Here is a 25,865-nt window from a genome sequence, read left to right as displayed (position 1 = left end):
TTAGTCCCTCAGCTCGTGGCCGGTGAGTTTCAGGAAGACGTCTTCCAGGTCCGCCTCGCGCAGGGTGGGCTCGTGGCCGAGCGTGCGCAGGCGCTCGCGCAGGCGGTCCGGCTCGGCGGTGTAGACCAGCCAGGTGTCCGCTACCTGGTGGGCCCGGTCCTTCGGGCCCAGTTCGCGCTGCAGGACCTCCCCGGCGTCCGTGCCGCCGACGGTCAGCACCCAGGGCTCGATGTGTTCGGCGATCAGCCGGCTCGGGGCATCACAGGCGATGATGCGGCCGTGGTCGATGATCGCGATGCGGTCGCACAGCTCCTCGGCCTCTTCCATGTAGTGGGTGGTCAGCACGAGGGTGACGCCCGAGGCGCGCAGCGCCCGAAGCTGGCGCCACAGATGATGCCGGGCCTGCGGGTCGAGACCGGTGGTGGGCTCGTCCAGCACCACCACCTCGGGTTCGTTGATCAGCGCACGGGCCAGGGTCAGGCGCCGATTCATGCCGCCGGACAGGGCATTGATGCGCGCGCCGCGCTTGTCGTTCAGGTTGACCTGCCCCAGTAGCCGGTCGATGCGCGACTCCACCTCCGGCCCGGCCATCCCGAAATAGGCGGCGTAGGTGCGCATGTTCTCGATCACCGTGAAGTCGGGATCGAGGGTGTCGAACTGGGGCACGATGCCGAGGCGTTCGCGCACGGCGCGTTCGCCCTCCGGCATGGGCAGGCCCAGGACCTCGACCTGCCCGCCGTCGATCGGCGTCATGCCCAGCAGCATGCGGAGGGTGGTGGTCTTGCCGGCGCCATTGGGGCCCAGCAGGCCGAAGAACTCGCCGGGAGCAATCTCCAGATCCACGCCGTCCACGACGGCAACGCCGTCGTACGCCTTGTACAGCTGCTGGATGCGAATGGCGGACACGGCGAAACTCGGGACGAATGGAGAGTGCCTACCATACCGGTTCGCGGCAGTGCCCCCAATGCCCCGGTGCGGCACCATGAAAAAGGCCCGGAGCTCTCGATCCGGGCCTTCCCGTGGATGGATTGCGAGCCGGGGCTATGGCTTGCTGTAGGTATAGCCCTGGTGTTGCAGCCAGGAGATGTGCGCCACGCCGCTCGGGATTACGTCGTCCTCGGAGGCGTCGAAGAGTTCTTCGAGGGCGATATTGCGTCCGCGCAGGGTGTTCGCACAGACCTGGAACTCCACGTTCTGCATCTTCAGGTTCTCGATGCGGCCGCGCAGGTTCTCGTTGGTGTTGGCAGTTTGCAGCAGCCCGAGGCCGTCCCCGTGCATCACCACCTTGATCTCCATGTTGTCGGCGCCCACGGCGTTGATATGGTTCTGGATGTTGCCCATCGCGGCCATGTAGCGCCGCTCGTCGTCGTAGTTCACGTGGTAGATCACTTTGTGCGTGCCATAGTCGAAGTCGCTCGCGGCCGCCAGGCCGGGGATGCCGAGCACCATGGCGAGCAGGGCGGGAAGGAGCACTTTCATTGCGTTCATTGCACAGGTTCCTCCTGAAACAACAACGAACCCGGGCGGGTTTGCGGTGCGCCACGGGGCCTTGCGCCGGGGTTGGCGCGCTGCGATCGGGGACTTCGCGGTGAAGGTGATCGACAGGTATGAATAAGACGCATCAGCCATGCGCCTATTCCCGTCTGCAGCGCCACAAAAAGGGTCATGTGCCGTGTGGGGCGGGTTTACGAGTGGAGTCTAGTTGCACAAAGAAAAGGGCCCAGGAAACCCGGGCCCGAAGCGACGACCGGGAGATGGCGGTCGCCGCGGTGCTTGCCGCAGGGGTATTACGGACGCACGTAGGTGTAGCCCTGCTGCTGCAGGTGCGACAGGTGGGCCACGCCGCTCGGGATGATGTCGTCCTCGGAGGCGTCGTAGAGATCGTTGGCAACATCGATGTTCCGGCCAACGACGGTGTTGTTGCACACCTGGAAGTTCACGTCCTGCATCTTCAGCTGATCGACGAAGGCCTTCAGGTCCTCGTTCGACTTGGCGTGCTGCAGCAGGCTGAGCCCGTTGCCGTGCATCACGACCTTGATGCTCATGCGGTCGGCGCCCACGGCGTTGATGTGGTTCTGGATGTTGCGCATCGCGCCGATCTGCCGCTGTTCGTTGTCGTGGTTCACGTGATAGACGACTTTCTGTTCGGAGTAGCCGTTGTCGGCGAGGGCGGCACCCGGCAGGGCGAATACGGCGGCCGCCATGGCCAGCGGAAGGATGAAGCGTTTTTTCATGATCGGGCTCCTGCGTTTGTTCCCGTGTTTTGTTTTCGATACGCCGGGGGCGTATGTCGCGTTGCAATGAGCAGACCGGATCCGATGGTGGGCGTCCATACCTTTCGCATCCGGTTATGGGTAAGACGGGAACCGTTGGCGATTATTCCGATCAAAAACAAGATAAGCATTTGATATAAAGTCGAAAATTAGAATATTAGAGTGAGCTTTTTTGGTGCATGCCCCAGGTTGCATGCACGGCCAGGGTGAGCAGGACCAAGCCGCCGGCCAGTAGCGTGAGGGTGCCGGGGGCCTCGGCCAGGAACAGCCAGACCCAGAGGGTGCCGAACACCGCCTCCAGCACCAGGAACAGGGCCACCTCGCCGGCCGGCAGAAGGCGGGTCGACAGGGCGATCAGGGTCAGCGCCAGCGGGAGCTGGACGAGGCCCATGATCGCCAGGACCGCGAGGCTGTCGAGCCCGATCGCGAGTGGCGTCGCCAGCGGCCAGGCGATCAGCGCGGCCAGCATCCCGCCCGCCGCGATCACGGCCAGCCGGTCCATCCGGGGCGAGCGGCGCAGCAGGGTCAGGTTGATGCCGACCACCAGGGCCGCCAGCAGCGCCAGGGCGTCGCCCAGCCAGCCCCCGGCCTCCAGCGAGCCGGCCAACACCCCGACGATCCCGCCGATACAGATCAGCATTGCGATCCAGGTCCGCAGCGGCACCCATTCGCGCAGTAGCAGTCCGGAGAACACGGCCGCGAACAGCGGCGAGGCCGCCAGGATGACCACCACGTTGGCGACCGTGGTGTGCAGGATGGCGAGCACGAACAGGATGGTGGTCGCCGCGAACCCGGCCGCGACCCAGCCGGCATCGCGCCCGCCCAGTCGCAGGTGGGTCCAGGCCCAGCGCCCGTCGAGGATACGCAGCAGCAGGGTCAGGGCGAGGGCCATCAGCAACCCGCGCCAGAAGACGATATCCATGCCCTGGGTGTCGGCCAGGCGCACCAGCAGTCCGTCGAAGCTGAGTGCCATCACGCCGGTGAAGGCGAGCAGGGAGCCGTGCAGGTGTTCGCGTTGCATGATCCGGTTCACCCTCCATGTGCCGCTTTTCCAGCGGGGTTGTTACAGTGCGTGGGTACCGTTTTCGGAGTGCCGTATGTCCGCATCCCAGATCCCGCCCGAACTGCAGCCGATCGGGGCTATTGGCCTCGGAATCATGGGGGCACCCATGAATCGCAACCTCCTCGCCGCCGGGGCCGACGTCCAGGTCTGGGCGCGCCGGCCGGAGACGGCGGAAGCACTCGCGCAGGATGGGGCGCAGCCATGCACGAGCCTCCCGGAGCTGGTTCGCGGCGTGCGGGTGCTGGTGCTGAATGTCTCCGATACGCCGGATGTCGAGGCGCTGATGCTGGGGCCGGATGGGGTTCTGGAGCACGCCCGTCCCGGACTGGTCGTGGTCGATCACAGCACCATCGACCCGATGCGTACCCGCGCCATCGCCCGCGCGGCCGCCGAACGCGAGGTGACCTTCGTGGATGCCCCGGTTTCGGGCGGGGAGCCGGGCGCGCGGGCCGGGACCCTGAGCCTGATGGTGGGCGGGCCGGTCGATGTTGTCGAGAGGCTGCGACCGATCTTCGAGGTGGTGGGCTCCACCCTGACCCACGTGGGCGACACCGGCGCGGGGCAGATCGCCAAGGCCTGCAACCAGCTGGTGGTGGGCGAGACCCTGGTCGCGATCGGGGAGGCGTTTGCGTTGGCCGAACAGACCGGGGTGGACCCGGCACGCATGCGCGAGGCGTTAATGGGAGGCTTTGCCGGTTCGCGCATCCTGGAGGTACACGGCCAGCGGCTACTGGATGGCGACTTCGAGCCCGGTTTCCAGACCGGGCTCTACCACAAGGACCTGGGCATTGTGGCCGGGCTGGGCGAGGAGGTGGGGCTGAGCCTCGACGGACTCATGCCGGTGCGACGCGCGGTGGACGAGGCGTTGGAGGCCGGGCAGGCCGATCACGATGTGGCCATCCTGGCGCGTTTTTGCCTTCACGCCCGTGACGATCAAGGGCGTTAAAGGCGGTTCTTCGCGTCGCGGGTTAGCCGAACAGGCGCCAGAGGATGTAGAGCACCGAGAACACCAGGCCGAATACGATCCCGGCCCAGGACAGGGCGCGCATGCCGCGCCCTGGTCGGTGTTGCTCCGGCATGTCCGGTGACATCACCACCTTGAAGGTGATCCAGGCCAGTACTGGGGCGGACAGGAACGACAGCAGCGTGGCGAAATCGACCAGGCGGGTGAAGTGTTCCCCGGCCTGCGAAATCAGCAGCACGGCGCCGCTGGCGACCACCAGCAGCGCGATCCGGTAGCCCCACCAGTCCAGGCCTCGTTCGCCTTTGCGCGAGGGATCCATGGTCTGTGGTGCGTGGCCGTCCTCGCGCAGGGTGCGGATGATCGCCACGATCACGCGGGGGTAGGCATCGGTGACGGCCAGGGTGGTCGAGAACATTGTGGTCAGGGCGGCCACGGCGATCAGGGTGCGGCTCCATTCGCCCAGACTATGGGCGTACAGGTCTACCAGCTGAGCGGAGAAGGCGGCCGCCCCCGGGGCAAAGCCGATCCCGCTGCCATACATCAGCACCGCGCCCAGCAGCATGAACGCGAGGGCAATCACCACCGCGCCCAGGTAGCCCAGGCGGAAGTCGAAGATCGCCTCGCGTACCGTCGGGGCGTGGCCCGTCTGGCGGGCGCGCTCCTGGGTCCAGATCGAATGCCAGGCGGCCACATCGAGCGGGATCGGCATCCATCCCAGAAGGGCCAGCACGAAGGCGAAGCCGGCCAGGGTCCAGAGGCTCGACCACTCTTGCGCGCCGGACAGGGTGACCAGGTCCGGAGCCTCGCGGAACGCGAGTGCCACGGCGGCCACGGTGGAGACGCTGAGCGCCGCCATGATGATCTTCATGCCCAGATCGAGCCCGCGGTAGGCGCCGATCATCAGGAACGTAATGCATGCGGCCAGCACCAGGGCCGAGACCAGGGTGACCGACAGATCCAGGTCAAAGACCAGTGTGACCAGCCCGGCGGTGGTTAGCGTGACCACTGCCTGGATGGTAAACAGGGTACCCACGGTCACCGCGATGTAGAGCCCGAGTGCCCAGTTGCCGAGCCGGTGGTAGCCGGTCAGCAGGTGATGTCCAGTGGCGGCCGCGTAGCGCGGGCCGAACTCCAGGAATGGATACTTGAACAGGCAGGCCAGCAGCACGATCGGGATCAGCAGCAGCCCGTATTCGGCCCCGCCCCGGGTCGCCTGGACCAGATGCGAGACGCCCACTGCCGCTCCGGCCATCAGCAGGCCTGGTCCGATGGCTGCGCGCAGGGAGGCGCGGGTGGAAGCATTCATGGGCCTGGGTCCGGGGGTAAGGGTGTGGGGTACGGATTCTAGGGAAACATTGATCTATGTACACGTGCGTTTGGGTGCCCCATGTTCCCGATTCTGCCTCGGGGCTCATGGATGGGCAGCCGATCGCAGGCCGCCAAGGCCCGTACGGTGCGCCTTGTTTCGAAAAATCTGCGGGGGTCAACGCGACTCATCAGCGTCGTCCAGGGAAGACGAGGGCGCGCGCTGACCGCGCCCGCCACGCTTCAGAGCGACAGGGGGACGCGACGGTAGATTTGCGGTGCGCTGGGGATCTGATCGCTGCTTGCGGGGAAGCGCTGGATCAACTTGTCGTAATAGCTGCGAATGTTCTGCACGTAGAGGACCGGCTCCCAGCCGCGGGCGTAGCCATAGCGGGTTTGCTCGTGCCATTCGCGTTCCGTCAGGCGTGGCAGCCACTGCATTACGTCCAGCCAGCGATCCGGATCGTCGCCGTTGGCGTCGGCCAGACGCCGGGCGTCATGCAGGTGTCCCAGACCGACGTTGTAGGCCGCCAGCGTCATCCAGGTGCGGTCCGGTTCCGGGATGCGTTCCGGTAGGCGCTCACGCAGGTCCAGCAGGTAGCGGGTGCCGCCGTCGACGCTGGATGCCGGATCGGTGCGGTCCTCGACGCCGAGGCCGGATGCGGTGTTCTGGGTCAGCATCATCAGCCCGCGCACCCCGGTGGGGGAGATGGCCTCCGCGTTCCAGTGAGACTCCTGGTAGGCCACGGCGGCGATGAAGCGCCAGTCCAGGCCGTATTCGGCGCCGGCGCGTTCGAACAGGCCGCGAAAGCGATCCAGCTGGTTATCCACGCGCCGGGCGAAGGTCAGGGCGTCCACCAGGTCGTGGGTCTCCAGATGGCCCAGGTAGCGGTCGATCATCAGTTCCAGGTCACGGTTCCCTCGCAGGCGGTCAATGTAGGCCTCCGCCGCGTCGATCAGGCTGCGATCGAAGCCGGCCGGGAACAGCCAGGTGACGGCCACCCCGCGCTCGAACTCATAGGCGGTACGCAGATCGGGATGCAAGCGTTGCAGCCGGCCAAACTCGAGGGAGCTCATCAGGGCATAGTCGATTTCGCCCGCGGCCAATGCCTGGCGTTGCGCTTCGGCGGTCCCGATGGGTACCAGCTCGACTGGCGGGTCTTGTGGCGCGTACCCGAGGGCCTCGGACTCCGGACCTCCGGTCCGAACCGATTCCTGTTGCCTTGCCATGTCGGCGTGGGACAGGTGAGCCCGCAGGCGGTCCGGCAGCGGCGACTGTGCGGTGAATCCCAGTCGGGTTCCGGCGGGCAGGCTGGCGAGGGCGGGCAGTGCGGCGGTGGATTCGTTGTCGCGCCAGAAGGCGAGGACCTGCTGGATGGCGAGGATCTCCGGACCGCGTTCGATCGTCGGTTCATCGGGGTCCACCAGCAGCCCGGCGGCCAGGTCCGCCCGGTGTTCGCGCAGGCGGCGGTGGGCCTCGGCGGCGGTCTCCACGCGGGTTACGCGAATGCGCGTGCCCAGTTCCTTCGCGAAGCCATGCAGCAGGGCCAGTTCCAGTTGGTCGTGGCCACTGGTGGCCGCCAGCTCCGAGCGCCCCAAGGGCGCTTCGACCAGCACTACCTGCAGTTCCTCGCGGAAGGTCAATTGCTGCAGGGCCGAGGGCGGCTGGAACCAGACCCGCAGGCCGATCATCACCAGCAACACGATGAACACGCCGAGCTCGATCTGGCGCCAGGTCGAGCTCGGTGGGCGAAGGCGAAGGTGCGGGAACATGAACCGATGATACCCAATCGGCCGTGCAGGCAGTGCCGGGCGATGACCGGCGCAGGGCGAGGTGGTGACCCTATCGCCAGTTCAGGACCAGACCCTGGGCGCGAAGGACCTGCAGTGCGGGGTCGACACAGGTATCGATGAAGGCGGCCCGACGGGGGTTATCGTGCGCCAGACGGCGGTAGTTCGGGCCGGCGGGCAGGCCCGCGAGCTGGTAGATATCCGCCGTGGGGTAGTAGAAGGCGTGCACGAACTGGCGGAACACCCGACGCATCAGCGGGCGGTAGGCCGCCTTCTGCCAGGTCGGCAGGGTATCCAGGTAGCTTTCCAGCGTGTCGCGGGCATGTGCCATGTGGCGCGCTTCGTCGATCATGTGGGTGGAGACGACGTCATGCACCGTGGGGCTGATCTGGTCGCGGCGCTGGTGGATCAGGCGGTTCATCCGGTCCGGGACCTCCTCGCCGATCATCACCGCGATCCAGAAGATCGAGGACTCGAAGGGGGCAAAGCGGCCGACCAGGGTGGCGAGCTTGGGTTTCGGGAAGCGGCGTTCCGGCAGCTCCAGCCCGCTGCGGCGCATGAACTCGATGAACATCAGGCTGTGACCGGCCTCTTCACGCAGCTCGTGCAGGCGGTAGTTCAGCCGGTCCAGGCGGCCGGTCGAGTGCATGGAGATGCGCGAGATGCGTTCCATGAACAGACCTTCCAGCCATAGCGCGCCACTGATGAAATAGAGAAATTCGTATTGCGAGAGGCGCCGTTTCTGCTCGCCCGACAGCGCGGAATATTCCGGCGTGCCGAACAGCGAGATGGCCTCTTCCGGGATCCAGTAGTCCTCCGAAGACAGCGCATCCCAGCGAATCCGCGTGAGCGGATCCTGGTACGGCGAGCTGTTGCGGCTCAAATGATCGAGCAGCTCCTGGGAGGAATTCATCGTTGGCGTGCCGGGACCCATGCGGATAACGCCCGGAATCATACCGACTCTGGCGCTCCGGACCAACGCCAACCCGTTGCAATCTGCGGTTGCTCCCCCATGATGGAGCCCATGGACAAGAATCTGCGGTACCGAATCAATTTCCTGAACAACGGAAAAACGTACGAGCTGTACGCCCGTGACGTTTACCAGGACGAGCTTTACGGTTTCGTCACCATCGAGGGCCTGCTGTTCGGCGAACGCACACAGGTGGTGGTGGACCCCTCGGAGGAGCGCTTGCGCACCGAGTTCGAGGGTGTGGAGCGCTTCCATGTGCCGATGCATGCGTTGATCCGGATCGACGAGGTCACGGCAGTGGGTACCCCGCGCATTCACGATGCGGGAACTGCCGGGGGCAATGTGCACGCCTTTCCCGGACTTCCGGGCAAGGGCGGTTCCTGACCCCGCAAGCTGCTGTTTTTCGTCCGCTCCATTGCGCCGCTGCCGCGCCTGGTTTAGGATTCCGCGCTTCGTGACCGTCCAGCGGTTGCGGAAAACGGAGAGGTGGCCGAGCGGTCGAAGGCGCACGCCTGGAAAGTGTGTATACGGTAACCCCGTATCGAGGGTTCGAATCCCTCCCTCTCCGCCAGATTCAAGCAAAGGGGCCAGGTTGGCCCCTTTTGCATTTCCAGCCCCTGGCGTATCGGGATTCGAACCCTCGATCGATCAAGATGGATGATGGTTCGACCGGTGGCGCGAAGCGACGCCGGAACGCCGAAGCAGAGCGGAGGCGGCCCGGAGGGCGGCGACCACGTCGCCGTAATCCCTCCCTCTCCGCCAGATTCAAGCAAAGGGGCCCGAGTGGCCCCTTTTGCATTTTTGGCCTCGGGGATCCTGCTTGCCGGCTAGTGGCTGGTCCTGGTTCGGAATCCGGTGTTTACGGTGGCTTCGGTCCGCCGCCTGCCAGGCGCTCTCTCGCGAGCGCGCCGCGAGTTACTTCTTTGCTCGTGCAAAGAAGTAACCAAGAAACACGCCCGACTGCCGCGACCCCGGCCCGCTGTGCGGGCCGGGGTTTCCCTCGCTCCGAGGCTTTTCGCGGGCGGCGCTGAACTCGCTACGCCTTCGGCTCCGCTCAGACATCCAGCGCCTTTTCTCCCGCGAAAAGCCTCTCCACTCGGCGCGACGACAACGGGGAGGAAGGTCAAGACAACGGCCGTTCCGACGATATTGGTAATGGATGATGGCTAGGTCTTCGAGCATCTTCGGCACGCTCGGCCTTTGGCCGTTGCGTGCCGCGCCCGCAAAGCGGGCGCCGGGGCCTTCGGACGGCATTGCCTATTGTTATGTCCGGGGGACGGAACACCGTCTGTTTTGACCTTCGCCTCCCGTATGGAGCCCCTTGCGGAAGGGTTCTCGGGCCGGGAGAAGGCGCTGGATGTTTGAGCGAAGCGCAGCGCAGCGAGTTCAGCGCCGCCGGTCCGAGGGCCCTGGAGCAAGGTTCCCGGGCGGAATCCGGGTGCCCTTCTTTGGGCACTTTCTTGGGCAAGCAAGAAAGTGCCTCGGGGTGCGCTGGCGAGTCAGCGCACGGCAGGCGGCCGGACGGAGGCACGTAAACACCGGAGGACGAACCAGGACCAGCCGCCGACACCGCCGGCGCAGGCAAAAGAGGTCGGGGCTTGGGAAGTGGCCGTCCTGTGTCCCCCGGGGGCTAGCCGCGGGGCTTGAAGCCGGGTGGGTGGCGGGCGATCCAGGTGACGAAGTCGTGGACGACCGGTTCGGCGAGGAGCGCCTCGCGCGTGTTCAGGCGTTCCGCCAGGGTTTGTTCGTCGAAGTGTTTATGGATGTGGTCATGGCAGGGGCGGCAGACCCACAGGATGCGGGCCTCGCGCTCGGCGCGGCTGAATCGCCGGCGGATGCGCTTGCGCCGGTGCTGCTTGCGCGGGATCAGGTGGTGGCGGGTCAGCGCGTCCATCTTGCGGCCACACAGTTCGCAGGCGGCCGCGGGTCCCGGTTCAGGCTCGTCGGATCCGATCACGGCATCTGCAGGCGGCAGCGCGGCGGCGGCCGGGTGATGGCGTAATCGGGTTCGGCCAGGTCCATGAGGCAGGGCGCACCCTCCGGATCAATGATGCGCGTGGCGATGGCACGGATCGCGTCTTCACGCGGGCCCGTCTCGCGGACCTGGCGGCTGGTGATGGGTTGCCAGTCGCCGTCGCGTTCCTCGGCGATCTCGAAGCCGAAGGGGAAGAAGCCAGGTGCGCCGAGGCGCAGGTCGGTGACGACCAGCCGGTCGGGGGCGTCGGTGTGCTCGGCGCGGTGGAAGCGCAGGAAGTCGCCGGCGAACCATTGCAGACGCTGGCCGTCCTCCAGGGCCAGGGCCTCCTCCTGCAGGTGCGCGCCGCGCTCGAAGGCCTCGAAGTCCGGCCGGATCGGCTGGTCGAAGATGCCCACCCATGCCTCCAGGAATTGGTCATCATCCACGACGGTGATGCGCCACAGCAGGAGGTTGAACGGGGTAGGCTGCACCATCCGGGGCTGGTCCTGCAGGTCCATCGCGATGAGGGTGGGCTGGATGCGGTGGTCGATCCAGACCTTCAGCGCCAGTCCGGACCCGGCATAGGCGGTGGACAGGACCAGCCCGGCCACCAGTAGCCGCGGTGCGAAGCGGTAGAACAGCGCGCCGATCGCGGCGACCAGCAGGGGCAGGGTGTAGAGCGGGTCGATGACGAAGATCGAGGCGGTCCCCACCGGCCCGGCGAAGGGCCAAAATAGCTGGGTGCCGTAGGTGGTGAGCGCGTCCAGCAGCACATGCGTGGACAGCACCAGGAACAGGAACCACCACCAGCGTCCGAAGCCGATATCGCGGGTGGCCGGAATGCGTGCGAGCAGGCCCGCTACGCCCGTCGCGACCAGCAGATGGACCAGCAGGGAGTGGCTGAAGCCGCGGTGATGGATGAAATCGGAGACGTCGTCCCCGTAGGCTATAAGCACGTCCAGGTCCGGGACGATGGCCACGGCGGCGCCCAGCAGGATGGCCTTGCGGCCCAGGCGTGATCCGAGGGTCAGGCCGCCGACAACGGCGCCCAGGCTGGCTTGGGTGACGGGATCCATGCGGGAGCATTTCCTTTTAGGTGACGCGCTTGCGACTGGCGCGCGGCGCCCGAGTTCACGTGATCAAACCAGAGCGGCAAACATGACTCAAGCCGGAACCGACAACCAATGGCAGTTCTGGGTGGATCGCGGCGGCACCTTCACCGACCTGGTCGCACGCGACCCGGAAGGACGGTTGCACACCCGGAAGCTGCTGTCGGACAACCCGCAGGCGTATGCCGACGCCGCGGTGCAGGGCGTCCGCGACCTCCTCGGTCTGGCCGCCGGCGCGGCGATCCCCGCCGGGGTGATCCACGAGGTGCGCATGGGCACCACGGTGGCGACCAACGCGCTACTGGAGCGCAAGGGCGAGCCGACCCTGCTGGTGATTACCGCAGGGTTGGAGGACGCACTGGCGATCGGGCACCAGGCGCGGCCCGACCTGTTTGCGCGCATCATCCGCCTGCCACAGCCGATCTATGCGCAAGTGGCCGCGGTGCGCGAACGCGTGAATGCGGCCGGGGCGGTCCTCCAGCCGGTGGATCTTGATGAGCTGCGTCCGCGCCTGCAGGCAGCGCTGGATGACGGCATTCGTTCGGTGGCGATCGTCTGCATCCACGGCTATCGCTATCCGGCGCATGAGCAGTCCATCGCGGCGCTCGCGCGGGAGATGGGCTTTGCCGAGGTGGCGACCAGCCACGCGACCAGCCCGCTGATCAAGCTGGTGCCGCGTGGCGAGACCACGGTGGTGGATGCCTACCTGTCGCCCGTGCTGCGCCGCTATGTCGATCAGGTTGTCGGCGAACTGGGGGATGTGCCGCTGCGCTTCATGCAGTCGCATGGCGGGCTGGTGGACGCGGCACACTTTCGCGGCCGCGACGCGATCCTGTCCGGGCCGGCCGGCGGCATCGTCGGCGCGCTGAAGACCGCCGCGCCACTCGGCTTCGAGCGCCTGATCACGTTCGACATGGGCGGGACCTCCACCGATGTCGCACACCTGGCCGGGGAGCTGGAACGCCGCCAGGAGAGCGAGGTGGCGGGTGCGCGTCTGCGCGTGCCGATGCTGGATATCCATACCGTGGCCGCTGGCGGTGGGTCGGTCTGCCGCTTCGACGGGATCCGCTTGCGGGTCGGGCCGGAGTCCGCCGGCGCGCAGCCCGGCCCGGCCTGTTACGGCCAGGGTGGGCCGTTGACGGTGACCGATTGCAATGTGCTGCTGGGGCGCTTGCGACCGGAGTATTTCCCGGCCGTGTTCGGCCCCGAGCGCGACCGTCCGCTGGACCCGGAGCCGGTCCGGCAGCAGTTCGATGAGCTGGCGGTTCAGGTCATGTCGATGACGGCTGAACGGGTGACGCCGGAGGGGCTGGCCGAGGGGTTGTTGCAGATCGCGGTGGAGCACATGGCCCAGGCGATCAAGACCATCTCGGTGCAGCGGGGCCATGACGTGTCGCGCTATGCCCTGGTCTGCTTTGGCGGGGCGGGTGGGCAGCATGCCTGCCGGGTCGCGGAGCAATTGGGCATGCGCCACATCCTGTTCCATCCGCTGGGAGGCGTACTGTCCGCCTACGGGATGGGGCTGGGGGAACTGCGAGCCCTGCGCGAGCGCAGCCTGGAGTGGCCCCTGGACGAGGAGCATGTCGCAGCGATCGAGGCCGCGCTGGACGATCAGGCCACGGCGGCGGCCGCGGCCCTGGCGGAACAGGGGGTGGAACCTGGGGGCATGCGCATCGAGCGGCGGCTGCATCTGCGGCTAGCCGGCTCGGATACGGCGCTGGAGGTCCCGGCCGGCTCCACCCATTCTCTGATGGAGGCCTTCGCTGCGGCTTATCGTGGGCGCTACGGCTTTGCCCCGCCGGATCGCGAGCTGGTGGTGGCGGTCGCAGCGGCCGAGGCCATCGCCGCCGGGACCGAGTTGCCGCCGGACCGGGTACCGGAATCGCTGGTCGAGCGTCCCGCACCGGAGGCGGATACGGTCGCGATGGTCGTGGCGGGCGAGATGCGCGACGTACCCCTGTACCGGCGCGAGGCCCTGAGCCCCGGGATGACGCTGGCAGGGCCGGCACTGGTAATCGAGGCCACCGCCACGCTGGTGCTGGAGCCGGGCTGGCGGGGTCGCATCGAGCACGAGGGCACGCTGTGCCTGGAGCGCGAGGCGGGCGGCGGTCGGCGGGGGGCAGCCGAGACAGCCGAGACCACCGATGCGGACGCGATCCCGCGCGACCCCATCCTGCTGGAGGTCTTCAATAATCGCTTCATGGCGATCGCCGACCAGATGGGGTTCACACTGCGCAATACCGCCCATTCGGTGAACATCAAGGAACGCCTGGATTTCTCCTGTGCGCTGTTCGATGCCAGCGGGAACCTGGTCGCCAATGCTCCCCACATGCCGGTGCATCTGGGTTCGATGGGCGCCAGCGTGCGCGCGGTGGTCGCGGCGGCGGAAGGTGATCTGCGTCCCGGAGACGCCTGGGTGCTGAACGATCCCTACAACGGCGGCACCCACCTGCCGGACATCACCGTGGTCACGCCGGTCTTCGTGGGCCCCGGGGATGCAGTGACGGAGGATCCGCAGGCGGGGATCGCGCAACCGGCGTTTTTCGTGGCCTCGCGCGGCCACCATGCCGATGTCGGCGGCATCACGCCGGGCTCGATGCCGGCCTTCTCCCGTCGGCTGGCAGAAGAGGGCGTGCTGATCCCGCCGACCCTTCTTGTGCGCGACGGGTGCTTCGCGACCGGGGAGATGCGGGCGCTACTGGGATCGGGCGAGTGGCCGGCACGCAACCCGGAGCAGAATCTGGCCGATCTGGAGGCCCAGGTGGCGGCCAACCGCAAGGGGCTCGAAGAGCTGGGCCGGCTGCTGGACGAATATGGCGTGGCCAAGGTGGCGGCCTACATGCGGCATGTGCAGGACAACGCCACCGAGGCGGTACAACGGCTGATCGCGGGCCTGGAAGGTGGCACGTTCACCTATGCGCTGGACAACGGGGCCGAGATCCGGGTGGCCGTGGCCCCCGATCCGGGAGCGCGTCGCCTGCGGATCGATTTCGCGGGGACCTCGCCGGCCCGCGAGGACAACTTCAACGCCCCGGGCTCCATCGTCCGTGCGGCGGTGCTGTACGTGCTGCGCACGCTGCTGGAGGACGAAATTCCCCTGAACGATGGCTGCCTGGCGCCGGTGGACCTGGCGATCCCGGGGGGGTGCCTGCTGAACCCGGCCCCACCCGCTGCAGTGGTGGCGGGCAACGTCGAGACCTCGCAGGTGGTGACCGACGCGCTGTTCGGCGCCCTCGGGGTGCAGGCCGCGGCCCAGGGCACGATGAACAATCTGACCTTCGGCGATGCCGAGCGGCAGTACTACGAGACCATCGCCGGCGGCGCCGGGGCCGGACCCGGCTATGACGGGGCCAGCGCCGTACAGACGCACATGACCAATTCGCGCCTGACCGACCCGGAGGTGCTGGAGAGTCGTTTCCCGGTTCGGGTGGAGCAGTTCGGCTATCGCCGGGGCTCCGGCGGCCGGGGGCAGCGCCGGGGGGGTGACGGCGTGATCCGGCGGTTGGGTTTTGATGCGGCGATGGAGGTGGTGCTGCTGGCCAATCGGCGTCGCGTGCCCCCGTTCGGGCTGGAGGGTGGCGAGCCGGGGGCGCTGGGCGAGGATGCCATTCTGCGCGCGGATGGTACGCGCGAGTCGATGGCAGGCTGTGATCGCCAGTCGGTGGCGCCGGGGGATGCAGTAGAGATCCGGACCCCGGGCGGCGGCGGCTACGGGCGCGTCAGGGAATAGACCCGCCGTAGCACGGGGGCGTCAGTCGTCCCAGCGCTGGGGTACGCGCTGGATCTCGTCGGTGTCGTAGCCGAGCTCGTCCAGGTAGGCGAGGATTGCCTGGTAGTCGTCCTCGGGCATCTCCGGCTCGCGCGCCATGATCCAGACGTAGTCGCGCTTGCTGCGGCCGATGACCGTCTGGCTGTACGCCTCGTCGAGATAGATGATCAGGAACTCGGCCTTGAACGGCCACAGGAAGCGCATGCCCCATTCGGCGTTGTCCTCGCTCTGCACGAAGCCCGTCGGGTTGTACTCGCGGCGCGGCCCGTCAAAGCCGCCCTTGTTGAACGAGAAGGTGGTGGCGATGGTGCCGTCGTCGTTCAGCGCGTACTGCTCCAGCGCGTTGTAGGCATCGCGCTCGAGGAAGGTGGGGATATTCGCGATCACGTACCAGTCGCCCATGTAGCGATCGAGGTCGACGTGGTCCACGGTCGGCATCTTCTGCGGGCTGCTGCATCCGGTCATCAGGATCCCCAGTACCAGGCCCGCGAACAGGGCCGTCATTGAGCGCGTCATTGGTGTCTTCCGTATGGTCCCGGAAGATGGACCGCCGCGGCGCGGGAAAGGTCCGCGTGGCTCCACCGTTTGGCGCGGCCGGGGCTCAGGCGGTCTGGCCGAGGCGCTGGTCCATCAGGTGATCGAACAGCGATTCTTCCGGAATGATCTGCGCGCGCCCGCTGCGGAATTCGTGGGCGAGACCCTGAATGCTGTGCTGGCGCTTGGCGCGCCCGGCGGCATCGGTGAACAGCAGGCGTCCGGCGTGACTGCCGCGCCAGACCAGCTTCATGCGCGTGACCCGGGTGCCGGCGGGGGAGGTGAACTGGATCCAGGTGCCGGAGATCAGGTTGTCGGCATGCTCGACATGCTCGTCGTCATGGTCGCGCATCAGGGACGGATCGTCGTCGGCATGCCGGGGTGAGGTATCGAACATCGAACTCGACCGGCTGCCGGCCCGCTTCCGGGCCTTTTGCATGCGCTCTTCCGCGGAACCGGCCTTGTCCGTCGACGTCGTGGAGGGGCCTGTCTCGGGCGAGGGGGGGGCGGCCGGTGCCGAGCGCCGTTTTCCGGCGGCGACCAGGTGAGCGCTGACCAGGTCCTGTTTGATGCGGGCACGTTCTTCTTTCGTCAAAGGGGCTCGATCGAGAAACGCGCGGATGCGCGCCAGCAATGGCGCCGAGGCCTGAAAATCCGGTTCCGCCTGCATCAGAGCCAGCAGTTCGTGAAGCAGGGCCATGCCGTCGTTGTCGTTGGTGGCTTCGCTCCCGGGGGTGGCCGCTGCGGTTGTGTCGTCCGCATCACCGCTCCGTGCCTCGGCAGTCTTCTGCGCGGTCATTAACGGAACCCAGGCATCCATCAGTTGCTCGCGGGCCTCGTCGGGGATGTCCTGGCCCATGGAGATCACGGTGCGCTCCACCGTGGACTCCACGTTGTAGGTGATCTCCAGTGTGCGCTCTTCCTGCTGTGCCTCGGCCTGTTCATCGGCCGCCTGATGGGCGATCTTCTCCTCGACCTCGGCGAGATCGTCCTGCAGGCGCGTCAGTGCCTCGTTGAAGGCCTCACTGTCGCCAAGGCCTGCGTTGCGCACGCGTTCGACGTTCTCGAAGACCAGCCGGCTGAGCGGCAGGCCCCGGGCTTCTTCCAGCGGCAGGTCGGGATCAATGCGCAGTGCGATGTTCAGCAGCAGGCCGGTCATCTGCCGGGCCGGGTGCGTTCGGTCACGGAAAAAATGCGTCTCGCGCATGGCGATGCGCACCAGCGGGAGCTGCAGATCGGACAGGGGTTCGCGCAAAGCGGGGTTGAGGTCGTCGCGCTTCAGGATCATGTCGAACAGGCCCTGCAGCAGGTCCATCACGAAGGGTTCCAGCGTGCTGGGCGGAGCGCTGTTAAGGACGGTTGTTACCGCCTCTGCCGCCGAGCCGTAGCCGGCACCGGTCCCGGGTGCCACACCGGTGTTGGCGACGACCTGTCCCGAGACGGGCACCTGATAACCGAATTGCGCCCAATTGCCCGTTGCGCCGGAAGGGCCGGAAGGGGGTGGCCCGCTGCCCCCGGCTGGAGCCTGAGGCGCGGAAGAAGAGGCCGGAGCAGTAGCGCCCGGCCGGGTGCGTGCCCTGGCGTGTGCCTCGGGCACCGCGAAGCCGGCGTAACGGAAGGCCTGCATCAGCGCCTGCATCTCCGGCTGCAGTTCGCGCATCACGTCGCGATCGAACCAGTGCAGCAGCACCAGACAGTCTTCCGGTGGCAGGGGCACGGCCTCCAGTGCCTCCAGGAAGGCCTCGCCCAGGGCATGCGGGTGCCAGGGGGCGTCCTCGGGTGTGGGGACCAGGTGGTAGTCCCGGGTGACCGTTTCCAGGGCATCGATTTCGGCCGACATTACGGAACGCGCGCCCGTGACCAGCTTGCGCAGGGCCACCTCGCGCTCGGTATCGGCGGCGTCCATCAGGCTCAGCTCGTGTTCGCCCGTGGCAGGGAGCGCGTGTTCCGGCTCTTCGGGCAGGATCGCATTGTGAAGTCGGTCACGAAAACGCTGGAGGATGGCGCCACTCGCCATGCGAATCTGGCGCGAAAGGGCAAGATTCTGGGCCGCGCGCTGGGAATCGATCGCGCGCTCGGAGGCATCCATCAGGCGGTCGTCGAGCTCGCCCAGGAAGGTTTCGAGACGCTCCTGAACGCCCTTGGAGAAGGGCGCCCAGACGCGATGCAGGGTTCGGGCCGGAATTCGGTGACGTTGCGCCATGAGCGGTATGCAGCTGGTTAAGGGCACAATCTAGCACCCCTGCGGGCCTGTGTGTCAGCGATCCGGTTTTGTGCGTGCGCGGCCACCGGGGAACCGCATGCCTCTCGCCGGGTCAACGAAACATCTCAACGCGGGGACGCACGGCATGCAGCGAATGATCGAGTGGGCGGAACAGGGACGGTTGCCGGATACGCTCGTGCGGGCCGGCATTCGGCGGCTGCTGGCGGAGCGGTTGCGCGAGAGCGGGGCCCCGGCCGAGGAGGCGATGGAGCGGCGCTATACGTTGATCGAGGCCATGCGCGCCGCGCCCGTGGCGTTGTCCACCGAGGTGGCGAACGAGCAGCACTACGAGGTGCCGACCGAATATTTCGAGCGTTGCCTCGGGCCGTGGTTGAAATACTCCTGCGCCTGGTGGCCGGAGGGCGTGGATGACCTGCGCGGGGCGGAGGCGGCCATGCTGCAGCTGACCTGCGAACGAGCAGGCCTCGAGAATGGGCAGCAGGTCCTGGAGCTGGGCTGTGGCTGGGGTTCGCTGTCGCTCTGGATGGCGGAGCAATACCCGAAGTCGCGCATCGTCTCGGTGTCCAACTCGGCGACTCAGAGAGCCTCGATCGAGGCCCGCCGGGACGCGCGCGGCCTGGAGAACCTCACGATCGTCACCGCAGACATGAACACCTTTGCCCCGGACCAGACCGGGTTCGACCGGGTGGTCTCGGTGGAGATGTTCGAGCACATGCGCAACTGGCCCGAGCTGCTGCGGCGCGTGGCGACCTGGCTGCGTCCGGGCGGGCAGTTGTTCATGCATGTCTTCGCCCATCGCGAGTTCGCCTACTTCTTCGAGAGCGAGGGCGAACACGACTGGATGGGGCAGTACTTCTTCCGCGACGGGTTGATGCCATCGGATGATCTGGCGCGGCATTTTCAGGAGGATCTGCGCGTGGTGCGCCAGTGGCGAGTGAACGGCCACCACTACGCGCGCACCCTGAACGCCTGGCTGGCGCGCCAGGACGCCGCGCGGGACGAGCTGATGCCATTGTTCGAACAGACCTACGGCGCGCAGGATGCCGCGCTGTGGTTCCAGCGCTGGCGCATGTTCTACATGGCCTGCGCCGAGTTGTTCGATTATCGCGGCGGGAACGAGTGGTTCGTGTCGCATATCCTGTTTCGCCGGCCCGAGGCCTAGCGGATGGCCGGTTGGGTGATGTTCCTGGTCGGGTTCGGCGCAGCGCTGGCCCTGATGACGGGGGTCTGGGCGGCGAGCGTGTTGCGACGCGACGCGAGCCTGGTGGACCGCTACTGGGGTCTGGGTTTCGTCCTGGTCACGCTGGTGTGGTGGGGGCTGGCCGGGTGGCCCGTGCTGGGGCTGTGGATCGTGATCCCGGTGCTGTTGTGGGGGCTGCGGCTGTCCGCCTTTATTACCTGGCGCAATTGGGACCACGGCGAGGACGGGCGTTACACGGACATGCGTGCGGGCCGAAGCGAGGGTGCCTTTGCCGCGCGCAGTCTGGTCACGATCTTCTGGCTGCAGGGCGCACTGGTGGCGGTGATCGGCCTGCCCATGCTGGCCGTGGTGCGGGTCGAGGCGGTGTGGTGGCCGCTGGCCGTCGCCGGGTTGCTGTTCTGGGCGGTGGGGCTTTTTTTCGAGACGCTGGCGGATGCGCAGATGGCACGTTTTCGCGCCGATCCGGGCAATCGCGGGCAGGTGATGGATCGCGGCCTGTGGCGCTACAGCCGTCATCCCAACTATTTTGGCGAGATTGTGGTCTGGGTCGGGTTCGGCCTGCTGGCCCTGGCTGCGGGCGGCTGGTGGGCCGTGCCCTCGGCGGTGCTGATGATCCTGCTGATCCTGCGTGTGTCCGGCGTCACGTTGCTGGAAAGTCGTCTGCATGAATCCCGCCCCGGTTATGCCGACTACGTGCGCCGCACCAACACGCTGATCCCGGGCCCGCCGCGCAGCTGATGCGGCGGCGGGAGTGATCCCGCACCCTTGCTGCGCTTTCCCTGTCCGCGCTATAAAGCGCACGTCCTGTCCGGCGCTCCAGATGCCGGACGCCGCCCCTGTTTTGTGCACGTCACCGCCAGCGAGCCAGCCGATCCGATGAGCGCGTCCCCGAGTTCTGTCCAGGCCATTGAATTGAAAGGCCGCATGATGCTGGTCTCGGTGCTGCGCGTGTACCAGACCGATCCGCAGGTTCTGGGCGAGGTGCTGGCCGCGCGGCGCGACCAGGCTCCGGATCTGATGCGCGACATGCCCATCGTGCTCGATCTGGAGGCAGTGGCCGAGAGCCCGGAGTCGGACCTGCAGGCAACCATCGAGCGCGTGCGCGCCGAGGGCTTTAAGCTGATCGGCCTGCAGGCAGGTGCCGCCGCCGAGCGCCTGCAGAGCTATGCCGAACTGTTCGACGTCCTGCCGGTGCTGCAACTGGGCGGGCGTGGCGGCGCACCCTCCGGCGAGGTGCCACTGGAAGACGAGCCCCCGGTGCAGGACAAGGCCGTCGAGCCCGAGCAGGCACGCCCGCCGGCCGCCGTCGCGGCGGTCCACAGCGCGACTCGCATCGTCGATCAACCGGTGCGTTCTGGGCAGCAGATCTACGCCCGTGGGGGCGACCTGATCGTGACCGGCGCAGTCTCGCCGGGCGCCGAACTGCTGGCGGACGGGCATATCCATGTGCTGGGTCCGTTACGTGGGCGTGCGCTGGCCGGGGTGCGCGGTCTGGTGACCGCGCGTATCTTTTGTCGGCGCCTGGACGCCGAGCTGTTGTCCATTGCCGGACACTACCGGATCGCCGAAGACATCACGGAAGCAGAACGCGGCGAGAATCGGCTGGTGACACTGGACGACGAAAGCCTCAAGATCGCGGAGATCTGACCGGCCACCTGCCGGTCACGAATGACAGGAACCCGTCCGCACGCCCCGGGAAGGCCGGGCGCGTGCAAGACGACAAGGAGCTACCGCCAACATGGCACGTATCGTAGTGATTACCTCCGGCAAGGGCGGGGTGGGCAAGACCACCACCTCGGCCGCGATTGCCACTGGCCTGGCCCAGCGCGGTCACAAGACCGTCGTGATCGATTTCGACGTCGGTCTGCGCAACCTCGACCTGATCATGGGCTGCGAGCGGCGCGTGGTGTACGACTTCGTCAACGTGATCAACGGCGATGCGAACCTGAAGCAGGCCCTGATCCGCGACAAGCGTGTGGACAACCTCTACATCCTTCCCGCCTCGCAGACCCGCGACAAGGACGCCCTGAGCCAGGATGGCGTGGAGCGCGTGCTGAACGAGTTGTCCGATGACTTTGACTTTATCGTCTGCGACAGCCCGGCCGGGATCGAGCGCGGCGCACTAATGGCCGCCTACTTTGCCGACGAGGCGATCGTGGTGACCAACCCCGAGGTTTCCTCGGTGCGCGACTCCGACCGCATCCTCGGCATCCTGGCGAGCAAGACGCGCAAGGTGGAGCAAGGCGGTGAGCCGATCGAGGGCAAGCTGCTGCTGACGCGTTACTCCGCCGAGCGCGCCGAACGCGGCGAGATGCTGAGCATCGAGGACGTCGGCGAGATCCTGGCGATCGAACTCCTGGGCGTGATCCCGGAATCCCAGGCGGTGCTGAATGCCTCGAACGCCGGACAGCCGGTGGTGCTGGACGAGGAATCCGACGCCGGGCAGGCCTACCAGGACGCGGTGGACCGGTTCCTGGGCGAGGAACGCCCGCTGCGCTTTGTCGATGTGCCGAAGAAGGGCTTCTTCGGGCGCCTGTTCAAGGGTTGATCATGGGGATTTTCGATTACTTCCGTCAGCCGCGGCAGAAGAGCGCGAGCGTTGCCAAGGAGCGTCTGCAGATCATCGTGGCGCGCGAGCGTGCGGCGCGCTCCGGGCCCGACTACCTCCCGGCCATGCAGCAGGAGCTGCTGCAGGTGATCCGCAAATACGTTCAGGTGGACGACGAGGCCGTGCAGATGAACGTGGACCGCGAAGGGGACTGCGAGGTCCTCGAGCTGAACATTACCCTGCCGGACGACCAGGACTAACGCGATGAAAGTTCTTGTGACCGGCTCGGCCGGTTTCATCGGCAGCGCCCTGAGCCTGCGCCTGCTGGAGCGTGGCGACCAGGTGGTCGGCGTCGACAATCTAAACGACTACTACGACGTCTCGCTGAAGGAGGCGCGCCTGGCGCGCACCCAGGACCACCCGAACTTCACCGAGGTGCGCGAGGACATCGCCGATCGCGCCGCGATGGAGCGGGTGTTCCGCGAACACCGCCCGGAGCGGGTGGTGAACCTGGCGGCCCAGGCCGGCGTGCGCTATTCGCTGGAGAACCCGGCGGCCTATGTCGACACCAACCTGGTCGGTTTCGGCAACATCCTGGAGGGCTGCCGCCATAACGGCGTCGAGCACCTGGTCTATGCCAGCTCCAGCTCGGTCTACGGCGCCAACACCACCATGCCGTTCTCGGTGCACGACAACGTCGATCACCCGCTGAGCCTGTACGCCGCCAGCAAGAAGGCCAACGAGCTGATGGCGCATACCTACAGTAATCTCTACGACCTGCCGGTGACCGGACTGCGCTTCTTCACCGTCTACGGCCCCTGGGGCCGCCCGGACATGGCGCTGTTCATGTTCACCAAGAAGATCCTGGCAGGCGAGCCGATCGACGTCTTCAACTACGGCCACCACCGGCGCGACTTCACCTATATCGACGACATCGTTGAGGGCGTGATCCGCACCCTGGATCACGTGGCCCCGCGCAACCCCGACTGGAACGGGGCCGAGCCCGACTCGGCCACCAGCGCAGCCCCCTACCGGCTCTACAACATCGGCAACCACGAGCCGGTGGAGCTGATGCGCTACATCGAGGTGCTCGAGGACTGCCTGGGCAAGAAGGCCGAGAAGAACCTCCTGCCGTTGCAGCCGGGGGATGTCCCGGACACCTATGCGGATGTCGAGGCCCTGCGTCAGGACGTGGGCTATGCCCCCGCGACCGCGGTGGAAGACGGCATCGCCCGCTTCGTCGAGTGGTATCGCGACTACTACCGTGTCTGATTCCCAGCCCGCGGCTATCCGGCCGCGCGGTCCGTCGGCTTTCTCGTTTGCTTGATCCTTCCGCGTCTGTTGTTCGCCGTCTGACTCGCTGCTCGTTCACCCAGGCCTTGCACACCAGGAACCTGTAGCCGGCCGGCGAGTCCACCGGAGACATGGATGCCAGGAGACAAGGGATGAGCCAGACGATTCTGATGGTAGTAACCAGTCACGGCGAGATCGCTCCAGGCCAGGCGACGGGCGTATGGTTCGACGAGTTCGCCGAGCCTTATGATCGCTTCCGCAAGGCGGGATTCGAGGTCAAGGTGGCCAGTCCGAAGGGCGGCCCCGTGCCGCTTGATCCGAAAAGCCTGGAGGCCAGTCATGCGGGCTCCGCGGCGGTGGCCGCTCAGGAGGCCCTGGATGACACCATCGCGCTGAATGAGCACACGAACCACGGCGCCTATGCCGCGATCTTTTTCCCCGGCGGCCACGGCACCATGTTCGACCTGCCGGACAATCCGCATGTCCAGCGCTTGGTCGCGGAATTCATGGACAACGACAAGGTGGTTGGCGCGGTCTGTCACGGGCCGGCCTGTCTGGTCGGTGCGATGCTGGCGGATGGCAGTTCCGCGGTGAAGGGGCGCAAGGTGGCGGCCTTCACCAACAGCGAGGAGAAGGCGGTCCAGCTGGACACCGCGATGCCGTTCCTGCTGCAGGACAAGCTGCAGGAGCTCGGCGGCGAGGTGGATACCGCCGACGACTGGGCCGATCACGTGGTGGTGGACGGCAAGCTGGTGACCGGGCAAAACCCGCAGTCCAGCAAGAGTGTCGCCGACGCGATCGTGCGGCTGTTGCGCGAGACGGGCTGAATACGCGAACCGGGGGCCGGGGCATGCTGTCCCCGGCCTTTTTCGGGACCTAACTCGAATCGGGTTCAAAAAACGTAGTGGGTTCGATATGCTGAGCGCCATGACTACCGGGGATCGCAAACGCCGCGAGCGCGAGACGCGCGAGGCGCTGTTCATCGAGCGGGCGCACGAGCGCATCCGCGAGGACGGCCTGCTGGCCCTGCAGATGTCGAAGCTGGCGGCGGACTGCGAGTATGCGACCGGTACGCTGTACCAGCACTTCGAGTCGAAAGAGGACCTGCTGGCGGCGGTCGCGGCACGCACCACGCTGCAGCGGGCGGCGCTTTTCCGGGCCATCCCCGAGCTCTCCCTGGGCACGCGCTCGCGCATGCTGGCGATCGTGCTGACCGACATCGATTTTGCCGCGCAAAACCCCGACTACTATCGCCTGACCCAGTACCTGGTGACCGAGGTGGTCTGGGCGAATGTGTCGGCTCCGCGCCGCATGGCATTGCTGGAGGCCGGGAAGCCGATCAGCGAGGCGGTGCATGCGGTGGTGGCCGAGGCGCGTGACCGCGGCGACCTGCCGCCGGCCCGCGAGATCTCCGAAGACGAGATGGGGCTGGGCCCCTGGGCGCTGAACGTGGGGATGCAGAGCCTTGCCAATGCGCAGGGGTTGCTGGATGCCTACGACATCCATCGGCCCTATGACCACCTCATCCGGCATTTCCATGCCCTGATGACCGGCTGGCGCTGGGAGCCGCGGCTGGATCCGGACGAGCCCACGGTGGTTCGGGCGGAGACGGCGCGCGTGCGTGCCGCCCTGCGCGATGCAGGTCTCTGCGACCCGGGCGCTGTTTAGAGTCCGGCGACGGGCGAGTCTGTTGAACTCATTTCATGATGCCGGTGGGAATGCCCCCGCCGGTGTCTCCAGGAGACCCTGATGAAGCGTTTTATCCTCATGCTGGTGGCGGTGGCCATCGTGCTCGGCGGTATTTTCGGCTTCAAGGCCTTTGTCGATCAGCAGATCGCAGAGTACTTCGAAGATATGCCGGAGCCCGTGGTGACCATCAACGCCGCAGAGGTGTCGACCGACTCCTGGACCCCGCAGGTCCGCGCCATTGGCAGCTTGGAGGCGGTGCAGGGCGCGACCCTGAGCTTCGAGGCGCAGGGCATTGTCCAGGCGATTCACTTCGAGAACGGGGCGCGGGTCGAGGCCGGCGATCCGCTGGTGGACCTGGATACCACCCTGGACGAGGCCGAGCTCGAAAACTTGCGGGCCGGCGAGCGCCTGGCGCGCCGCGAGCTGGAGCGCGCCAGGGGCCTGATCGAGCGCAACGACATCTCGGATTCGGAATTTCAGCGCCGGGTCGCCGAGGCCGAGCAGGCCCAGGCCTCGGTGAGGGCGCAGGAGGCGCGCATCCGGCAGAAGAGCCTGCGCGCGCCGTTCGCTGGCGAGCTGGGTATCCGCGAGGTGAGCGTCGGGCAGTTCGTCGGGCCCGGGGATCCGATCGTGGTGCTGGAGGCGTTGCAGCCGCTGTATGTGAATTTCACCCTGCCGGAGCGCCGCCTGGGCGAGATCGCCCTGGGTCAGGACGTCCGTGTGGAGGTGGATGCCTTTGGCGAAGAGTTCACCGGCGAGGTCACGGCCATCGAGCCGCGGGTCCGCGCGGCCTCGCGCATGTTCCGCGTGCAGGCCCTGCTGGAAAACGAACAGGGTCGCCTGCGTGCGGGGCAATTCGCCCGGGTGACGCTGGATCGCGGGGAGTCCGAGGAGGCGGTGGTCGCGCCGCAGACCGCGATCCGCTTTGCGCCCTGGGGGCAATCGGTATTCGTGATCGCGGAGGATGACGAAGGCCAGCTGCGGGTGGAACAACGCCTGATCGAGACCGGCGCGCGCCGCGGTGATCTGGTGCAGGTCCTTGACGGGCTGGAGCCGGGTGAGCGTATCGCGGCCAGTGGCCTGCTCAAGCTGCAAAACGACTCCCCGGTCGAGATCACCGAGGATGCCCAGCCCGACGCCGAGCGCGACCCGCGCCCGGCGAACCGCTAGAGCGG

The 25,865-nt window shown here is 66.9% G+C and carries 23 protein-coding genes, 1 tRNA gene and 1 pseudogene; 14 read left to right on the top strand and 11 right to left on the bottom strand.

Going from position 1 to position 25,865, the window contains the following annotated elements; genetic code table 11:
• From F618_RS0105165 to F618_RS0105150, 4 genes are all read right to left on the bottom strand, one after another.
• Positions 1-906, bottom strand: a complete 906-nt coding sequence (locus F618_RS0105165; RefSeq protein ID WP_019567947.1) for an ABC transporter ATP-binding protein — start codon at positions 904-906, stop codon at positions 1-3.
• A gap of 135 nt (positions 907-1,041) precedes the next feature.
• Positions 1,042-1,488 (bottom strand): DsrE family protein, encoded by a 447-nt coding sequence (locus F618_RS0105160; RefSeq protein ID WP_019567946.1) that lies wholly within the window; start codon positions 1,486-1,488, stop codon positions 1,042-1,044.
• Positions 1,489-1,787: 299 nt separating this feature from the next.
• Positions 1,788-2,234, bottom strand: a complete 447-nt coding sequence (locus tag F618_RS0105155) for a DsrE family protein (RefSeq protein WP_019567945.1) — start codon at positions 2,232-2,234, stop codon at positions 1,788-1,790.
• A 196-nt stretch (positions 2,235-2,430) separates the two neighbouring features.
• Entirely contained in the window at positions 2,431-3,294 is an 864-nt protein-coding gene (locus F618_RS0105150; protein ID WP_019567944.1) for a DMT family transporter, read from the bottom strand.
• A 76-nt stretch (positions 3,295-3,370) separates the two neighbouring features.
• Here F618_RS0105150 and F618_RS0105145 point away from each other — a divergent pair, with 76 nt between their 5' ends.
• The gene (locus F618_RS0105145) at positions 3,371-4,282 is read left to right on the top strand and encodes an NAD(P)-dependent oxidoreductase (protein ID WP_019567943.1); all 912 of its coding nucleotides are present in this window, start codon (positions 3,371-3,373) and stop codon (positions 4,280-4,282) included.
• Positions 4,283-4,304: 22 nt separating this feature from the next.
• Here the strand turns inward: F618_RS0105145 and F618_RS0105140 are convergent, their stop codons facing one another.
• The 3 genes from F618_RS0105140 to F618_RS0105130 all read right to left on the bottom strand — a co-directional run bounded on the left by F618_RS0105140 (position 4,305) and on the right by F618_RS0105130 (position 8,309).
• Positions 4,305-5,606 (bottom strand): NRAMP family divalent metal transporter, encoded by a 1,302-nt coding sequence (locus tag F618_RS0105140; protein ID WP_018952385.1) that lies wholly within the window; start codon positions 5,604-5,606, stop codon positions 4,305-4,307.
• 242 nt (positions 5,607-5,848) lie between these two features.
• Complete coding sequence (gene mltF, locus F618_RS0105135) at positions 5,849-7,378, bottom strand: membrane-bound lytic murein transglycosylase MltF (RefSeq protein WP_019567942.1); 1,530 nt, start codon at positions 7,376-7,378, stop codon at positions 5,849-5,851.
• Positions 7,379-7,448: 70 nt separating this feature from the next.
• Complete coding sequence (locus F618_RS0105130) at positions 7,449-8,309, bottom strand: diiron oxygenase (RefSeq protein ID WP_026287920.1); 861 nt, start codon at positions 8,307-8,309, stop codon at positions 7,449-7,451.
• 111 nt (positions 8,310-8,420) lie between these two features.
• On the opposite strand from F618_RS0105130, the gene F618_RS0105125 reads away from it, so the two are divergent.
• The 3 genes and pseudogenes from F618_RS0105125 (at position 8,421) to F618_RS16575 (ending at position 9,731) form a co-directional block, all read left to right on the top strand.
• Complete coding sequence (locus F618_RS0105125; RefSeq protein WP_018144371.1) at positions 8,421-8,750, top strand: DUF1820 family protein; 330 nt, start codon at positions 8,421-8,423, stop codon at positions 8,748-8,750.
• A 96-nt stretch (positions 8,751-8,846) separates the two neighbouring features.
• Positions 8,847-8,937, top strand: a tRNA-Ser gene (locus F618_RS0105120).
• A gap of 588 nt (positions 8,938-9,525) precedes the next feature.
• Positions 9,526-9,731: pseudogene (locus tag F618_RS16575) on the top strand (hypothetical protein).
• A 265-nt stretch (positions 9,732-9,996) separates the two neighbouring features.
• Here F618_RS16575 and F618_RS0105115 read toward each other — a convergent pair.
• Positions 9,997-10,260, bottom strand: a complete 264-nt coding sequence (locus F618_RS0105115) for a hypothetical protein (RefSeq protein ID WP_051076210.1) — start codon at positions 10,258-10,260, stop codon at positions 9,997-9,999.
• Between the two features lie 59 nt (positions 10,261-10,319).
• The gene (locus F618_RS0105110) at positions 10,320-11,399 is read right to left on the bottom strand and encodes a metal-dependent hydrolase (RefSeq protein ID WP_019567941.1); all 1,080 of its coding nucleotides are present in this window, start codon (positions 11,397-11,399) and stop codon (positions 10,320-10,322) included.
• A gap of 82 nt (positions 11,400-11,481) precedes the next feature.
• On the opposite strand from F618_RS0105110, the gene F618_RS0105105 reads away from it, so the two are divergent.
• On the top strand, positions 11,482-15,162 hold the full coding sequence (locus F618_RS0105105; protein WP_019567940.1) for a hydantoinase B/oxoprolinase family protein: 3,681 nt from the start codon (positions 11,482-11,484) through the stop codon (positions 15,160-15,162).
• A 21-nt stretch (positions 15,163-15,183) separates the two neighbouring features.
• Here the strand turns inward: F618_RS0105105 and F618_RS0105100 are convergent, their stop codons facing one another.
• Together F618_RS0105100 and F618_RS0105095 are read right to left on the bottom strand one after the other, a co-directional pair.
• Entirely contained in the window at positions 15,184-15,717 is a 534-nt protein-coding gene (locus tag F618_RS0105100; RefSeq protein WP_019567939.1) for a lipocalin family protein, read from the bottom strand.
• Between the two features lie 85 nt (positions 15,718-15,802).
• Complete coding sequence (locus F618_RS0105095) at positions 15,803-17,938, bottom strand: DUF1631 family protein (RefSeq protein WP_019567938.1); 2,136 nt, start codon at positions 17,936-17,938, stop codon at positions 15,803-15,805.
• A 145-nt stretch (positions 17,939-18,083) separates the two neighbouring features.
• Here F618_RS0105095 and F618_RS0105090 point away from each other — a divergent pair, with 145 nt between their 5' ends.
• The 9 genes from F618_RS0105090 (at position 18,084) to F618_RS0105050 (ending at position 25,860) form a co-directional block, all read left to right on the top strand.
• Positions 18,084-19,121, top strand: a complete 1,038-nt coding sequence (locus F618_RS0105090; RefSeq protein ID WP_026330456.1) for a cyclopropane-fatty-acyl-phospholipid synthase family protein — start codon at positions 18,084-18,086, stop codon at positions 19,119-19,121.
• Between the two features lie 3 nt (positions 19,122-19,124).
• A complete protein-coding gene (locus F618_RS0105085) occupies positions 19,125-19,898 on the top strand; it encodes a DUF1295 domain-containing protein (RefSeq protein WP_019562901.1) in 774 nt (257 codons plus the stop codon).
• 186 nt (positions 19,899-20,084) lie between these two features.
• The gene (minC, locus tag F618_RS0105080; RefSeq protein ID WP_018952369.1) at positions 20,085-20,807 is read left to right on the top strand and encodes a septum site-determining protein MinC; all 723 of its coding nucleotides are present in this window, start codon (positions 20,085-20,087) and stop codon (positions 20,805-20,807) included.
• A 91-nt stretch (positions 20,808-20,898) separates the two neighbouring features.
• Complete coding sequence (gene minD / locus F618_RS0105075; protein ID WP_018937843.1) at positions 20,899-21,708, top strand: septum site-determining protein MinD; 810 nt, start codon at positions 20,899-20,901, stop codon at positions 21,706-21,708.
• 2 nt (positions 21,709-21,710) lie between these two features.
• Positions 21,711-21,968 carry a cell division topological specificity factor MinE gene (gene minE / locus F618_RS0105070; protein WP_018937842.1) on the top strand — a complete coding sequence of 86 codons (258 nt, stop codon included), beginning with the start codon at positions 21,711-21,713 and terminating at the stop codon, positions 21,966-21,968.
• A gap of 4 nt (positions 21,969-21,972) precedes the next feature.
• The gene (locus tag F618_RS0105065) at positions 21,973-22,980 is read left to right on the top strand and encodes an NAD-dependent epimerase (RefSeq protein ID WP_019567937.1); all 1,008 of its coding nucleotides are present in this window, start codon (positions 21,973-21,975) and stop codon (positions 22,978-22,980) included.
• A 173-nt stretch (positions 22,981-23,153) separates the two neighbouring features.
• Entirely contained in the window at positions 23,154-23,828 is a 675-nt protein-coding gene (locus F618_RS0105060; RefSeq protein ID WP_018937840.1) for a type 1 glutamine amidotransferase domain-containing protein, read from the top strand.
• 88 nt (positions 23,829-23,916) lie between these two features.
• Complete coding sequence (locus F618_RS0105055) at positions 23,917-24,669, top strand: TetR/AcrR family transcriptional regulator (RefSeq protein ID WP_018144358.1); 753 nt, start codon at positions 23,917-23,919, stop codon at positions 24,667-24,669.
• 81 nt (positions 24,670-24,750) lie between these two features.
• Positions 24,751-25,860 carry an efflux RND transporter periplasmic adaptor subunit gene (locus tag F618_RS0105050; protein WP_019567936.1) on the top strand — a complete coding sequence of 370 codons (1,110 nt, stop codon included), beginning with the start codon at positions 24,751-24,753 and terminating at the stop codon, positions 25,858-25,860.
• The last annotated feature ends 5 nt before the right edge of the window (positions 25,861-25,865 follow it).

The organism is Thioalkalivibrio sp. ALMg13-2 (genome assembly GCF_000381185.1).
In the GTDB taxonomy this organism is placed as follows: Bacteria; Pseudomonadota; Gammaproteobacteria; order Ectothiorhodospirales; family Ectothiorhodospiraceae; genus Thioalkalivibrio; species Thioalkalivibrio versutus.
The sequence above is the reverse complement of the archived record's forward strand: the minus strand, read 5'-3'. Positions and strand labels throughout refer to the sequence as shown.